This is a genomic window from Labrenzia sp. R5_0 (assembly GCF_017743835.1).
GTDB classification, from domain to species: domain Bacteria; phylum Pseudomonadota; class Alphaproteobacteria; order Rhizobiales; family Stappiaceae; genus Roseibium; species Roseibium algicola.
Map to the genome: position 1 here is coordinate 538,474 of NZ_JAGHRK010000002.1, position 13,332 is coordinate 551,805.

At 58.7% G+C, this 13,332-nt stretch carries 13 protein-coding genes and 1 tRNA gene; 8 read left to right on the forward strand and 6 right to left on the reverse strand.

Annotation, left to right across the window (positions count from 1 at the left end):
• Positions 1-40: 40 nt before the first annotated feature.
• Together J7447_RS11330 and J7447_RS11335 are read right to left on the reverse strand one after the other, a co-directional pair.
• Positions 41-628 (reverse strand): hypothetical protein, encoded by a 588-nt coding sequence (locus tag J7447_RS11330; protein WP_023000602.1) that lies wholly within the window; start codon positions 626-628, stop codon positions 41-43.
• A 91-nt stretch (positions 629-719) separates the two neighbouring features.
• Positions 720-1,562: a rhodanese-related sulfurtransferase gene (locus J7447_RS11335; RefSeq protein ID WP_023000601.1), complete on the reverse strand. Its 843-nt coding sequence runs from the start codon at positions 1,560-1,562 to the stop codon at positions 720-722.
• Between the two features lie 451 nt (positions 1,563-2,013).
• On the opposite strand from J7447_RS11335, the gene J7447_RS11340 reads away from it, so the two are divergent.
• From J7447_RS11340 to J7447_RS11355, 4 genes are all read left to right on the forward strand, one after another.
• Positions 2,014-2,541 carry a PAS domain-containing protein gene (locus tag J7447_RS11340; protein WP_209169633.1) on the forward strand — a complete coding sequence of 176 codons (528 nt, stop codon included), beginning with the start codon at positions 2,014-2,016 and terminating at the stop codon, positions 2,539-2,541.
• Entirely contained in the window at positions 2,516-3,847 is a 1,332-nt protein-coding gene (locus J7447_RS11345; protein WP_209169634.1) for a methyl-accepting chemotaxis protein, read from the forward strand. The genes J7447_RS11340 and J7447_RS11345 overlap by 26 nt, the downstream gene beginning before the upstream one ends.
• Before the next feature lie 133 nt (positions 3,848-3,980).
• Positions 3,981-5,255, forward strand: a complete 1,275-nt coding sequence (locus J7447_RS11350; RefSeq protein ID WP_209169635.1) for a malonyl-CoA decarboxylase — start codon at positions 3,981-3,983, stop codon at positions 5,253-5,255.
• 558 nt (positions 5,256-5,813) lie between these two features.
• Positions 5,814-6,077 carry a hypothetical protein gene (locus J7447_RS11355; protein WP_023000596.1) on the forward strand — a complete coding sequence of 88 codons (264 nt, stop codon included), beginning with the start codon at positions 5,814-5,816 and terminating at the stop codon, positions 6,075-6,077.
• A gap of 437 nt (positions 6,078-6,514) precedes the next feature.
• Here the strand turns inward: J7447_RS11355 and J7447_RS11360 are convergent, their stop codons facing one another.
• The gene (locus J7447_RS11360; protein ID WP_209169636.1) at positions 6,515-7,231 is read right to left on the reverse strand and encodes a hypothetical protein; all 717 of its coding nucleotides are present in this window, start codon (positions 7,229-7,231) and stop codon (positions 6,515-6,517) included.
• 432 nt (positions 7,232-7,663) lie between these two features.
• Here J7447_RS11360 and J7447_RS11365 point away from each other — a divergent pair, with 432 nt between their 5' ends.
• The gene (locus J7447_RS11365; RefSeq protein ID WP_075284435.1) at positions 7,664-8,071 is read left to right on the forward strand and encodes a hypothetical protein; all 408 of its coding nucleotides are present in this window, start codon (positions 7,664-7,666) and stop codon (positions 8,069-8,071) included.
• Positions 8,072-8,200: 129 nt separating this feature from the next.
• On the opposite strand, the gene J7447_RS11370 is transcribed toward J7447_RS11365, so the two are convergent.
• Positions 8,201-8,276: transfer RNA gene (locus tag J7447_RS11370), tRNA-Lys, on the reverse strand.
• 80 nt (positions 8,277-8,356) lie between these two features.
• Positions 8,357-8,713 (reverse strand): hypothetical protein, encoded by a 357-nt coding sequence (locus J7447_RS11375; RefSeq protein ID WP_209169637.1) that lies wholly within the window; start codon positions 8,711-8,713, stop codon positions 8,357-8,359.
• A gap of 270 nt (positions 8,714-8,983) precedes the next feature.
• Here J7447_RS11375 and J7447_RS11380 point away from each other — a divergent pair, with 270 nt between their 5' ends.
• The 3 genes from J7447_RS11380 (at position 8,984) to J7447_RS11390 (ending at position 12,357) form a co-directional block, all read left to right on the forward strand.
• On the forward strand, positions 8,984-10,759 hold the full coding sequence (locus J7447_RS11380) for an acetolactate synthase 3 large subunit (RefSeq protein WP_055655364.1): 1,776 nt from the start codon (positions 8,984-8,986) through the stop codon (positions 10,757-10,759).
• Positions 10,760-10,788: 29 nt separating this feature from the next.
• Positions 10,789-11,361, forward strand: coding sequence for an acetolactate synthase small subunit (gene ilvN / locus J7447_RS11385; protein ID WP_023000590.1), 573 nt, complete (start codon positions 10,789-10,791; stop codon positions 11,359-11,361).
• 183 nt (positions 11,362-11,544) lie between these two features.
• Complete coding sequence (locus J7447_RS11390; RefSeq protein WP_209169638.1) at positions 11,545-12,357, forward strand: arylamine N-acetyltransferase; 813 nt, start codon at positions 11,545-11,547, stop codon at positions 12,355-12,357.
• A gap of 62 nt (positions 12,358-12,419) precedes the next feature.
• On the opposite strand, the gene J7447_RS11395 is transcribed toward J7447_RS11390, so the two are convergent.
• Positions 12,420-13,163, reverse strand: coding sequence for a hypothetical protein (locus J7447_RS11395; RefSeq protein WP_209169639.1), 744 nt, complete (start codon positions 13,161-13,163; stop codon positions 12,420-12,422).
• Positions 13,164-13,332: the final 169 nt, after the last annotated feature.

The following is a 13,332-nucleotide window of genomic DNA, read 5'->3' on the forward strand; positions in this document are numbered from 1 at the left end:
CTCCGGAAAACGGACAGAGGACCGATCTTGACCCAGTCACCTAATAGCGGCAACCCCGCACCTTTACGGGCTTCCAGACTGTCTGGGCGGGTTGAACCAGCACCTGGCGGCTGACCGTCTGGTAAACCGCGGGCTTTTGCACCCGGTAGCTCGTGGCAGGCTGAACCAGCACCTTTTCCTTCACGGAGCTGTAAATGGCAGGCTGGCGTACCGCGACACGGGATGCCGACTGCACGAGAACCTTCTGGCTGACGGTTCTATAGACGGCGGGGTTCTGCACCTTGCAAAGGATGTTGCGACCGTTGATGACCCGGTATTCCCAGCCGACGCTGGCGGGTTGAACCAGAACCCGGCTCTGCCGTGTCTGGTAGACGGCAGGCGATGTGCGATAGCTGACCCGCTCCGGCTGCACCAGAACACGCCGGGCTTGATAACTGTAGACGGCCGGCTTCTGCACCACGTAGCTGGATGCCGGCTGGACGAGCACGCGCTCGTTCACAGTTTTGTAGACGGCGGGCACGGTGGCCTGTTCATAGCAGGACAGTGCCTTGCCCCCGGCCAGCACGGACGTGCTGACCAACGGACTGACGATCAGCGCGGCAAGCGCGCTCCAGAAGCTGTGACGCATGTACTTTCCCCCAGTCTGGCGCAGGAAATCTCCCGCAACCCTGACTTTAGGGAAGTTCCACAAGGCATTAAAGCGAAAAAGTTAATATCCGTTAAGAAACGGCCCTGACGATCTGCTGTTCGCCCTCTTCGTCATCAGCTTCAGCGCGAGCACTCTTCTCGTAGTCGGTGTCCTCATTGATGATGTGACGGGCCTCTTCGGGGATCCATTCTCCCCAGCGCGGCTGCAGCTGATGGTCGACGGACACCCGGTCGTCGAAGACGAAACATTCGCCCTTCCAGAGGCTGTCGGCTTCCGGCACCTTTTCCAGATAGTTCAGGATGCCGCCTTCCAGGTGATAGACTTCCTCGAAGCCGTTTTTCAGCATCCAGGCCGTCGCCTTTTCACAGCGGATGCCACCGGTGCAGAACATGGCGACCTTCGGCTTTTTCTGAAGCTCGTCTTCGCCGTCCACCCAGGCCGGGAATTCCCGGAACGACTGGGTTTTCGGATTGAGCGCCCGCTCGAACGTGCCGAAGGCGAATTCGTAGTCGTTGCGCGTGTCGATGACGACGACATCCGGATCGGAGATCAGGGCATTCCAGTCTTCCGGCTTGACGTATTCGCCGACGATCTCGTTCGGGTCGATCCCGTCAACCGCAAGCCGCACGATCTCCTGCTTCAGCCTCACCTTCATGCGCTTGAAGACATGTCGGTGGGTCCAGGCTTCCTTGTGGTTCAGCCCGGCAAGCCGCGGGTCCGACCGCAGATGCGCAAGGACCTCTCGCACACCGGCTTCCGGACCGCAAATCGTGCCGTTGATACCCTCTCCTGCAAGCAGCAGGCTCCCGCGCACATCCCGTTCCTCGCAATAGGCCTTGAGCGGACTGCGCATGGCCTCGAAGTCGTCGAGCGGCGTAAACATATAAAGGGCGGCAACGAGAAATTCGTTCATGGGGCTTGTTCTGTTTCTTGAAAGACGCCGGGCCCAAGGGGCAAAAGCACCACCCGGCTATTGGCGCCCTCTATACAGCCTAAGCCCCCCTTCTGAAAAGTCCGCAGTTTCTCGGACCCGGTTCTCTGCAGTCGAGCCCGCCCTGCAGGTTTTGCTTGCGCACAACCGAACATGCGCCAGGGGCCATGCAACGCGGAACTTGCTGATTGAAGTTCCTCGAAAGGAACATCGCCCAAACCCTTCGGAAGAATCGAAGAATAGCGTCAGAGCAACAAAAAGACCGGCAACAATTTGCCTCAACAAAACTCTCTACAGCGAAAGATGACATCGTTAGAAATACGAATGAATTCATATAGTTAAAAATCAAACCTCATCCGCTTTCATTTAAGGATCATTAAGCACGCAACCGTACCCTAACCCTGAATTGCCAACATGAGCGGGCGCACCAAGGATGACCCAGTACAAGGTCACCCCGACGGGGGTGGAACGGTTCTTTTCCGAACGGGACCTGATCGTCTCGAAAACAGACACGCGCGGGCGCATCACTTACGCCAACAACATCTTTCGGGATATTGCGGGTTTCGATGGCAAGGCTCTGGAGAATGCGCCGCACAGCCTCATCCGTCACCCGGACATGCCACGCTGTGTCTTCAAGCTGCTGTGGGACACGATAGAGGCCGGCGGAGAGATCTTCGCCTATGTGGTCAACATGTCCGCGAACGGCGATCACTACTGGGTGCTGGCCCATGTCACGCCGTCCTATGGCGAGAGCGGCAAGATCATCGGCTACCATTCCAATCGCCGGGTGCCCAACCGCCGTATCGTCGACGACATCATCACCCCGCTTTACGCCCAGTTGCGACAGACAGAACAGCAGGCGGACAACCGCAAGATCGGCATGCAGGCCGGTCACGATCAGCTGGTATCGATCCTTCAATCGAAAGGCGTGAGCTATGATGAGCTCATTCACACTCTTTAACGCCACGATCGCGTCGGGTGTCGCACTTGTGGGCGGCGCGGCGACGGTGGTCTGCGCCCTGCTGGGCCTGACCATGGCTACAGTCTTCTGTGGCGCCATCGTAATGCTGGCCATGCTTTTCGCGCTGCCCGCTGTACATCGGACCCGGCGGGGGCTTGGTGCTGCGACGGAGGTCTGCAGCCAGATCGGCTGGGGCAACTTCGAGGTGAGAGCCAAGGATTACACCGAAGCCGGTGAAGTCCGTGAACTGATGACCTCCATGAACCACATGATCGACCGGACGGACGCTTTTCTACGTGAAGCTGCCGCCTCCATGACGGCAATCGAGAACAACCGCTACTACCGCCGCATCCAGCCAGGTGGCCTCAATGGCAGCTATCTGCAGAACGCGGAAATCATGAACATGGCCATCGAGACCATCAAGGGCCGGGTCGGCGCTTTCCGCCAGTCGACGGATTCCTTTGAAAGCCAGATCAGCCAGATTGCCCAGAGCCTGATGGCTTCCGCCGAGCAGATGACCGGAACCGCCGAGGAAATGGAAACCTCTGCCGTTTCCAATTCGGAAGTCGTAACCGCCATTGCCGACGCGGCCGACCTGACAGCCGAAAATGTGAATGCGGCGGCATCCGCGGCCGATCACCTGTCCTCGACGGCCAGCGAAATCAGCGGCCAGATCGAACGCTCCATCGAAATCGCCCGTGCTGCCGTTACCCAGGTCACGCAAGGCCAGGACAAGGCAAACAGCCTTCGGACTTCCGCCGAAGCCATCGGCGAGATCATCGACCTGATTTCCTCCATTGCCGACCAGACAAACCTGCTGGCACTCAATGCCACCATCGAGGCGGCCCGTGCCGGTGAAATGGGCAAGGGCTTTGCGGTGGTTGCAGCCGAGGTCAAGGAACTGGCAACGCAGACAGCCAAGGCGACACAGGAGATCACCCAGTCTTTGGAAGAAGTCGACGCGGCCAGCCGCGATACGGCTCAGTCCTTCGACACGATTTCCAAAACCATTACGGAAATCGAATCCATTACCACGATGATTTCCAACGCCTCGGTAAAGCAGGCGGAAGCGACACAGGCCATACAGGAGAACGTGACCAACACCGTGGCCTGCACCAACAAGGTGACCGGAATTGTGGATGGTGTCGCCCAGAATGCGGCAACCACTCACGCGGCCTCCAAGACCGTGCTGAGCTCCGCGGAAAGCATGTCCTCCAACGCCGGGCAGCTCACCGAAGCAGTGGCGGCCTTCTTCAAATCGCTGAAGAAAGGCCCGCTCGAGCAGCAGAACAGCGAAGCCGCCTAGGCACACTGGCTGTTAGGCAATCCAACCCGGGCGTTCGTGCCCGGATTGCCTCTTTTGGGGAATTGGGTCAAAGCCTCACACCTCTTATCTTCAGGACAGAGCCCACCCCTCACTGGACGTTCTGGAGGCCCACATGACCATTCTCGGCGACCTGCTGTCGACCATCTTCGAGCGCCGCTACCGCACAGCGGCGCCGGACCGGCGCGACAATCGGCCGATGGAGGATCTGGTCAGCGCACTTGTCGGCACAGCTGGCGACGTGACGGGCCTTGCCGCGGCCAGCACGCTCCTGCAGCGGTTTCAGGAAATGGAGGACAGCGACAAGCTGCAGTTCTTCCGCCACCTTGCCCACGACATGAACATCGATCCGGCCGGCGTGCGTACTGCCCTTGATGCCTATGAGGCGAGCCCGAACCGGAAGACATACACGGCCTTCATGGCGGCTGTGGAGCCCAAGCGCCAGGAATTGATCCGGCGGCTGAACCAGATTCCCGGTGCCACCGAGCAACTGGTGCGCATGCGCGCCGACCTCCTGCGCCTCGGCGGCGCCGATCCGGAATTGCAGGCGCTCGACCAGGATTTCCGACACCTGTTCATTTCCTGGTTTAACCGGGGCTTTCTGGTGCTGCGGCCGATCAGCTGGGAAAGTCCGGCACATATACTTGAAAAGATCATAGCCTATGAGGCCGTGCACGAAATCACCAGCTGGGAAGACCTGCGCAGCCGCCTGGCCCCTGGCGACCGCAGATGCTTCGCCTTTTTCCACCCGTCCATGCCCGACGAACCGCTGATCTTCGTGGAAGTCGCGCTCACTGCAGACATCCCGGGTTCCATCCAGGACCTTCTGGCAGGTGACAGGGAACCCATCACAGCGGCCACGGCCCGTACCGCCGTGTTTTATTCGATTTCCAATTGTCAGGAAGGCCTGGCCCGCATTTCCTTCGGCAACTCCCTGATCAAGCAGGTGGCGGCCGATCTTTCGGCAGAATTGCCGGGATTGAAAACCTTCGTCACCCTGTCGCCGATCCCTGGCCTGACGAAATGGCTGTCGGCGGAAGGCATTGCTTTCCACGACGCGGACCCGAAGTTGCTGCGCACCCTCGCCGCGCATTATCTTCTGTCTGCCCGCCGCGAGGATGGACAACCGGTTGACCCGGTGGCGCGCTTCCATCTGGGCAACGGCGCATTGGTGCATGCCGTCCACGCTGAAGCCGACACCTCCGCAAAGGGCCGTGCCCAATCTGCCGGCGTGATGGTGAATTACCTCTACGATCTCGGCAAGGTGGCCCAGAACCACGACCGCTATGCAGCGGCAGGGGAAATCGCCGCCTCTTCGGACATCAGGTCTCTGGACGCAGCCGCAAAGAAACTGGATTTGCGCGAAGCGGAAGCTGCACAACAGGCTTGATGGCGCACGGGTCGGGAGCCAATCGCAGCTCATGCTGCCGGTGCCCTGCCCGCCGAGCTAGCGCCATTCGTCCACCCTGGCGCGCTAACTGTCCTGATCAGAACGACAGCTGGAACCGGGCTCGGCGCATCACGGGTCAACGCGATTCCCGCCGCCCCTCCCTGACCGGTGGCTATCGGTTCCAGCGTTATCCTGACGCTGCCGGAAAGACGGATTCCGGCTGTCTTGGCCTTGTCTTCGGCTTGAAAAACGTCAACTTGCAGGTGACGTGACAGTGCCCGGGCGACTACTTCTGCGCTTCTTGGGTAACACCTAAGGAAAGTTGAAGAAGAAATCTCGCGTGCAGCAAAATTCTTTGCTAATCTGCGATTGGCGAAACGGGATCCATACCAATCTCGGATTGAAGCGGCCTCTGCACATCAGGGGACGTCTGGAAGATGTACCGGCGCGAAAAGCCGGCCGCTTTCCAGGCGAGCAGACCGTTCAATGGGTTTCTCGACGCCGGAAATTGTCTGAAAGGCAAAACAAAAAATGACATGTAAAGACAAGGCGGCAGGGATGAGCGAAGATCAATACACCAAAGAGCAGCTCGAATTCCTGGAAATATTTGAAATTGCAGCAAGATATGACTGTCTGTTCCTGCTCGATTTCCATTGCTTCGATCTGTTCGACCACGACCAGACCAGCCTGCTGAGCGACGGCGAACGTGCCCAGTTGGCGGCAGCGGCAAGATATGACATCTATGCCGAAGCCATGCAGAAGGGGTTTCTTCCGAAATCCAGTCCCTTTGGAGGCGTCCATGAGCATCAACACTTTTGTTGAGCCGCTACCCTTCTCGCTGATCGAAAACGGATTGGCGGGAGACAAGACGCAGTTTCTGTTCAAGACCTGGCGCGAAAACGAAGGCATCATCGTGCAGGACAGCCGCATGACGCAGCTGAGCCCGTATCTGCTGATGACCTTGCCGACCGCCGAGCCGGGCGACGTGCCGCCGCTGACCTTTGTGGGCAAGCACAGCACCTTCCGCCGGTTCTTTCCACAGGCTCTTGACCCGGAAACACCACGTCCGCCGACCAGCTTCCTGCCCTCAGTCTACCGCCAGGGCGTTGCTGATGCCTACCAGATCGCCATGGAAGGCGAGCCCTGGTTCGACATACAGCGCACAGGCAACAAGCTGGGCGAAGGTGTGCCGGACATGACGCTGCAGCGTCTCCTCGTGAAATTCCGCACCAGTGCCGGGTTCACGCGGATTTTCTGCCTTATGACTTTGCTTGAAGTCCACTCGCGATCCTATCAATCAGATCGCACACATCGTCAGCTGTGTTCGCAACAAAAATCAGATTGGCATCCAGCGTACCAGGCAGCGGCTCAACCCAGTTCAGTGCATGAAAGTGTGCACGGGTAAAGCCGCAGTCGCGCCAGAAGCCGTCCATGAAGTTGAAACCCTGCACCCAGCCGTAATAGAAGCCGGCGCCCCACTCGTCCAATGCCTCGATCTGGGCCATCTGGTTGAGCAGGCCGCCGAGCTTCGAACCGCGCCACTCCTTGGCAACTTCCGTTCCGCCCAGATAAACAACGTCGCCGGTAATGCGCCGGCCAACGCGCGGCTGCTTGTCACTCAGCACAACCTTGCCGCCCTCCGCATCCGGGTAGCAGCGGTGAAAATACTTGCGCCAGAAATCGGTCAGCGTCATCGGATAGGCCATTCTGTCAAAACGGGCGCACACCCGGCCGACCATCCGGTCTTCCTCATCCACCAGCGCCAGCCAGAACGCCTGTGAAGGCGTATAGGTGTTGAGACTGGGGGTGAAATGCCCCTCCAGCCGCTTCAGGCCGCTGGCCGCCGCCATGGCCTCGACAACATCGAAATCCGACCCGCGGCGCAGCATCAGCCCCAGGCGTTGAAACTCCCTGTCTATAACGCCCCAGGCACGTTTCAGCTGTGCCTTGTCCAACTCGAAATCCAGTTTATGCATGGATGTCCCGTCTGATGTTGCCCTTCATCCGCATCCTGCAAAGAGCGGCCGCGTCAAACGCGGCGATCGCCTTGTTTGCCAATAGATTAAATAGGCACCGATTTTCCCTGCTTGGCAGCACGTTAAGTTGTCTGCCAAGGCGGTCAAACAAGAAAAAATATCAAGGTTAAAACTTGCGGGTACCGGTTTGAAAGAACGGGAGTTTTCAACCGGAGATTCACCGCCCGCAAGGCAAGCCGGTTTGCCACCGCCGTGCGAATGAAACTCCACGCGGTCGGATTTCCCCTTCACGAAGGGGCCATCGTCCCCCTTGGATTCGCACCGCCAAACACATCCTTTGATCAAGTTGTCACCGTCACCGGGCACAACTACAGTTCAGACGTTACTGTGCAAGGACTTGTTGATTGATATTGAACTTGATTGGAGAACACGATGATGAAGCAACTTTTCTTGCTTGCTGCAATGTGTGCAATTTCAACTGGCTCAATCGCCAAGGATCTTCCGGCATCAGCCAAGCCGATGACAGAAGCCGAACGGATCGAGATCTTGTCCGGCAACAAGATCGAAGGAATTTTTTACGGAAAAAACGGCAAGAAAGCCGGTGACTGGATTGTCGAGTGGAACGACAACGGCAACAAGATTGCCGTGGTGACCGTGACGGGTAAAAAGCCCGCGAAGAAAACACTGAAATGGGAAGTGAAGGACGGCCAGTTTTGTGAACAGGGCTTCCGGGACGAGACAATGGTCTGCGGCCACGAGAACACCTACTTCAAGGACGGCAGCACCTGTTTCACCACCTTGAAGGATTCGAAATTCATCACGAACGAGTTCCCCTGCTGATCGCAGCAACCACGCACTGAATCTCGTGGCCGTCGACCGGCGGCCACAGATCTCGACAAAATGCACAATAAGAAGCACGGCGCGAACTCGCGGCGCGTTGGCATTTGCATAATTTCCAGGAGAAGAAAATGGTGGGTGAGTGGGGGCTCGAACCCCAGACCCGCTGATTAAGAGTCAGCTGCTCTACCAACTGAGCTACACACCCAAAGCGACAGGGCCGCGAGAACCGCGCGGCACGTCGGATGGCGGGTGTATATAGTGCGATCCGATTTGGCGCAACGGTTTTTATGACAATTTTTTATCATGGCTGGTCTGCGGGGAACGCAACCCGGAGAAAATCCGCAGCCGCCGGAAGGAAAGCTCGTTAACGCCGCCCGAAAGGCAACTTTCAGAAACATCTTCGATCTTTTGCGCAATTTTCGAAATTAAGGCTTGACCGGTTTTATCCGCCTGACTAGGGTGCGGCGCATCAAGACCGGGGCAGACGTGACGGGCTTGGGCCAGCTTGTTGAAGTCGTTGTCATATCGGCTTGCCTCAGGTTGGCGGGACAAACCCGGTTCCGGGAGTTCCACAACGACGTCGAACCGGGCCAGACGGCCTGCAGCATCAAAGGACCGGGACGACATGGCAATGTCGCTCATTCTAGTAGTAGTAGGAAAGCGCGCCTCCGCGGCGGGATAACCCCGTACGGACAGGATGGCGCGCGACCAAGGCTCCCAAAGGGGCCTTTTTTTGTACCCGCCTCCTGACCACGCATTTTCCACCACTGCCCGGATCTTTGACGCCGCATGCGTCAGGCCAGACAGACAGTGTTTTATCAGTCCGCGCCCGATCGGGCAGGATTGACAGAAGAACAAACAGTTATGTGAGCCAAAGCCTGATCCACAGGCGAGAATGCAAGGACGAAACGAATGACACGGGAAATGACCGGCGCCGAAATGGTCATCCAGGCGCTGAAAGACCAGGGAGTTGACACGATCTTCGGCTACCCGGGCGGTGCTGTGCTTCCCATTTACGACGAGATCATTCAGCAGGAAGGTCTGGAGCATATTCTCGTACGGCACGAACAGGGCGCAGGCCATGCCGCCGAAGGCTATGCCCGCTCCACAGGCAAACCGGGTGTTGCCCTGGTCACCTCTGGTCCCGGCGCCACCAACATGGTGACTGCCCTGACCGACGCCATGCTGGATTCCATTCCGCTTGTCTGCATTTCCGGCCAGGTACCGACCCATCTGATCGGCAACGATGCCTTCCAGGAGTGCGACACGGTCGGCATCACCCGCCCCTGCACAAAGCACAACTGGCTGGTCCGCGATGTCGACGACCTGCCGCGCATCCTGCATGAAGCCTTCTATGTCGCCACTTCCGGCCGTCCGGGCCCGGTTGTCGTCGACATTCCGAAGGACGTTCAGTTCGCGACCGGCACATACCAGGGCCCGACGCCGAACCCGGCTGCCGCGCACAAGAGCTACCGTCCGCAGCTGAAGGGCGATGCCTCCAGCATCCGCATGGCCGCCGAATTGATGGCCAACGCCAAGAAACCGGTTCTCTATACCGGCGGCGGTGTGATCAACTCCGGCCCACAGGCCTGCCAGTTGCTGCGTGAACTGGTGTCGCTGACCGGCTTCCCGATCACCTCCACCCTGATGGGCCTCGGCGCCTATCCGGCGTCCGGCGACAACTGGCTCGGCATGCTGGGCATGCATGGCACCTACGAAGCCAACATGACCATGCACGACTGCGATGTGATGATCTGCATCGGGGCCCGCTTCGACGACCGCATCACCGGCCGGACCGATGCCTTCTCGCCGAACTCGAAGAAGATTCATATCGACATCGATCCGTCCTCCATCAACAAGACGATCAATGTCGACCTGCCGATCATCGGCGATGTCGCCCACGTGCTGGAAGACCTTGTGCGGATCTGGCGGTCCTCTTCGCTGAAATCCGACGCCAAGGCCATGAAGGACTGGTGGACGCAGATCGATCAGTGGCGCGCACGCAACTCGCTGGCCTACAAGCCGAACAGCGACGTCATCATGCCGCAATACGCGATCCAGCGGCTCTATGAACTGACCAAACACCGCAAGACCTTCATTTCCACCGAAGTCGGCCAGCACCAGATGTGGGCAGCCCAGTTCTACGGCTTCGAGGAGCCGAACCACTGGCTCACCTCCGGCGGCCTCGGCACCATGGGCTACGGCCTGCCGGCTGCCATCGGTGCGCAGGTGGCCCACCGCGACGCGCTGTGCGTGGACATTGCCGGCGATGCATCGATCCTGATGAACATCCAGGAAATGTCGACTGCCGTTCAGTTCGGCCTGCCGGTCAAGGTGTTCATCCTCAACAACCAGTACATGGGCATGGTGCGCCAGTGGCAGCAGTTGCTGCACGGCAACCGTCTGTCCCATTCCTACACCGACAGCCTGCCGGACTTCGTCAAGCTGGCCGAGGCCTATGGCGGGGTTGGGTTCCGGGTCGAAAAGCCGGGTGATCTTGACGGGGCAATCGAGGAAATGATTGCAGTCGACAAGCCTGTCCTGTTCGACTGCCGCGTTGCCAATCTGACCAACTGTTTCCCGATGATCCCCTCGGGCAAGGCTCACAACGAAATGCTGCTGCCGGACGAAGCCAACGACGAAGCGGTTGCCAACGCCATCAGCGCCGAAGGCAAGTCGCTCGTTTAAGGTGAAATAGGCAAAAGGACTTTAAGAAAATGAACGCACAGAATGTTGATGCGCCTTCCGCCTATTTCCTGGCAGAAGTCAGCAACGAAATCGAAACCCACACCCTATCGCTGCTCGTGGACAACGAGCCGGGTGTCCTCGCCCGCGTGATCGGCCTGTTCTCCGGCCGTGGTTACAACATCGACAGCCTGACCGTGTCGGAAACCGAACACGAGAAACACCTGTCCCGCATCACCATCGTGACCACCGGTACGCCGATGATCATCGAGCAGATCCGCCACCAGCTCGATCGGCTGGTGCCGGTGCACCGGGTGACCGACCTGACCGTTCGCGCCAAACGCACCAACCAGGACAAGCCGCTGGAACGTGAGCTTGCCCTGGTGAAGGTGGCAGGCACCGGTGAAAAGCGCCTGGAGGCCCTGCGCCTTGCAGATGCCTTTCGCACCACCGTGATCGACGCGACGACGGAACATTTCGTCTTCGAGATCACCGGCCGGACCTCCAAGATCGAGCAGTTCATCTCCATCATGAAACCGCTCGGTCTGGTCGAAGTCTCCCGCACCGGCGTTGCTGCCGTTCAGCGTGGACCGGAAGGCCTTTAAGAGATCGGTTTCTGATCGCAAGGCCCGTCGCACCCGGTGCGGCGGGCCTTTTTTTTGTTTTCCTGCGCAGGTTGAGGCACGGCACACGGCAGGTCGGGCGAACTCCCGCCGTCGTGTTCCTTGGCAACAGCCGAAGACTTGCCTACATGCATCAGACACTTCGAAACCGGACAGAACCTGCCCATGCCCTTCGATCTTAATTTCTATCTTGAGCGGATTGGCCTGGAGACGTGCCCGGCCACCCTGGAGGGCTTGCGAGCCCTGCAGGCCGCCCAGATCAGCGCCATCCCGTTCGAAAACGTTCTGCCTTTTCTTGGCAAGGTTCCGGAGCTTGGCCGGGACAGCCTCTGGCAAAAGCTCGTGCAACACCGTTGCGGCGGTTACTGCTTCGAGCTGAACTCTCTGCTGGGTGACGCACTGGCAGCCATCGGCTTTTCCTCCCGGCAGGTGCTTGCCCGGGTGCGTATGGGGGCGGCGGAGGGCGGAGCACGCTCACACCTTGCCCATGTCGTGACATGTGATGGAACCGAATGGCTGGTCGATGCCGGGTTCGGCGGCCAGGCTCCAGCCGAGCCCGTGCGCATTTCAGAAGAACGCCAGCAGGCCCGCGACCAAGTCTACAGGATACGCCTTGAAGCTGCGTCAGGAGAGCACGTACTGGAACGACAGACTGAGGAGGGTTGGTTCGCGCTCTACGGATTTGACCGGGTAGACGTCCGCCCTGTCGACATTGAAGCCGCCAATTTCCTGTGCGCCGCTTCGCCCAGGCAGTCCTTTGCGGGCAGCATGAAATTCTACCGGCTGACGGATCGGGGTTTCATCAGTTTTCTGGACGGCCGGGCCCGGTTTGTCGGTGGTGGCAACAAGCGGGAGTGGCTGATTGAAGAAGCGGAAGACCTTGGCCGTTTCATGCGCAACGACCTTGGCCTCGGATATGACGACGACACGGTGCGAGCCATTGCCTTGCGATTGCAGGATCTGCGCCGCCTCGACTGACCACGGTCCAACAGCAGCGCAATACCGAGAGGCCTGTGGCATTTCCACAGGCCCCGCCTTTCCTAAAGCTTGCTCTCGATGTTGATCGTCAGCGTCTTGCGCAAGGGGGCATCGTCCGGTCCGCTCATCGGCGCGACATGGTGCCAGGAATTGTAGGTCTTCACGAACAGGACACACTGGTTTTCCTCAAACGGGAACGTCTTCAGCGTTTCAACATCCTCGAGGGGCATCGCCTTGTTGATGTGGTTGAAGACCTTCGTCCGGTCCTTGGGAAGGCACACCGCCGTGCCACCACCCCATGCGTGATTCCAGGCTCCCGGCTCCATCATGGACAGAACCAGCGTGATCAATTTATGCGGAGCGTCGGTGTGCGGCAGGATCTGACCGCCGTTTGCCGGCATCATCGAGAACTCGAACCGGGCACTGATCTCGGTCTGGCGACGGAGGCGACTCAGCAGGCTGGCCTTCCGCTGCCCGTCCTTCGCAATCACCTTGAGCCTGCGCAGGCCCAGGTCGATATTGTTGGCGACCAACATATCCAGCACATTGTTTATGAAGTTCTCGGATTTCACATGATCGTAAAACGCTTTCCAGCCAGGTGTCTCCGACAGGAACTTGTAGTAGTTATCCGGGCTATTGATGTCGGACAGAGAATATTTGTGCCCGAGGTTTGGCATGTATTTGAACAGATCCTTGTCAGGATAGCTCTCGACGAGTGACCGGTACATTTCCGGCGGCAATACATCTTTTACATAGCAAACGGGATATGGCTCGTAATCGAATTGAGGCCCGCTCAAATTCAACATGGATCGGGGTCCCTGCTCTCGCTTGGTGTCGGATTTTATTCAAGCAGCCGGTTGGAGATCCGGCCGTAACGCGCCCCCGCCGCTTATTGGCACAGGCTGTCGTCCGTCAGCAACCGCTTTCACAAACACCGGGGTGACAAAACGCGCGGTGTCGGCTTGCGTTCCATCA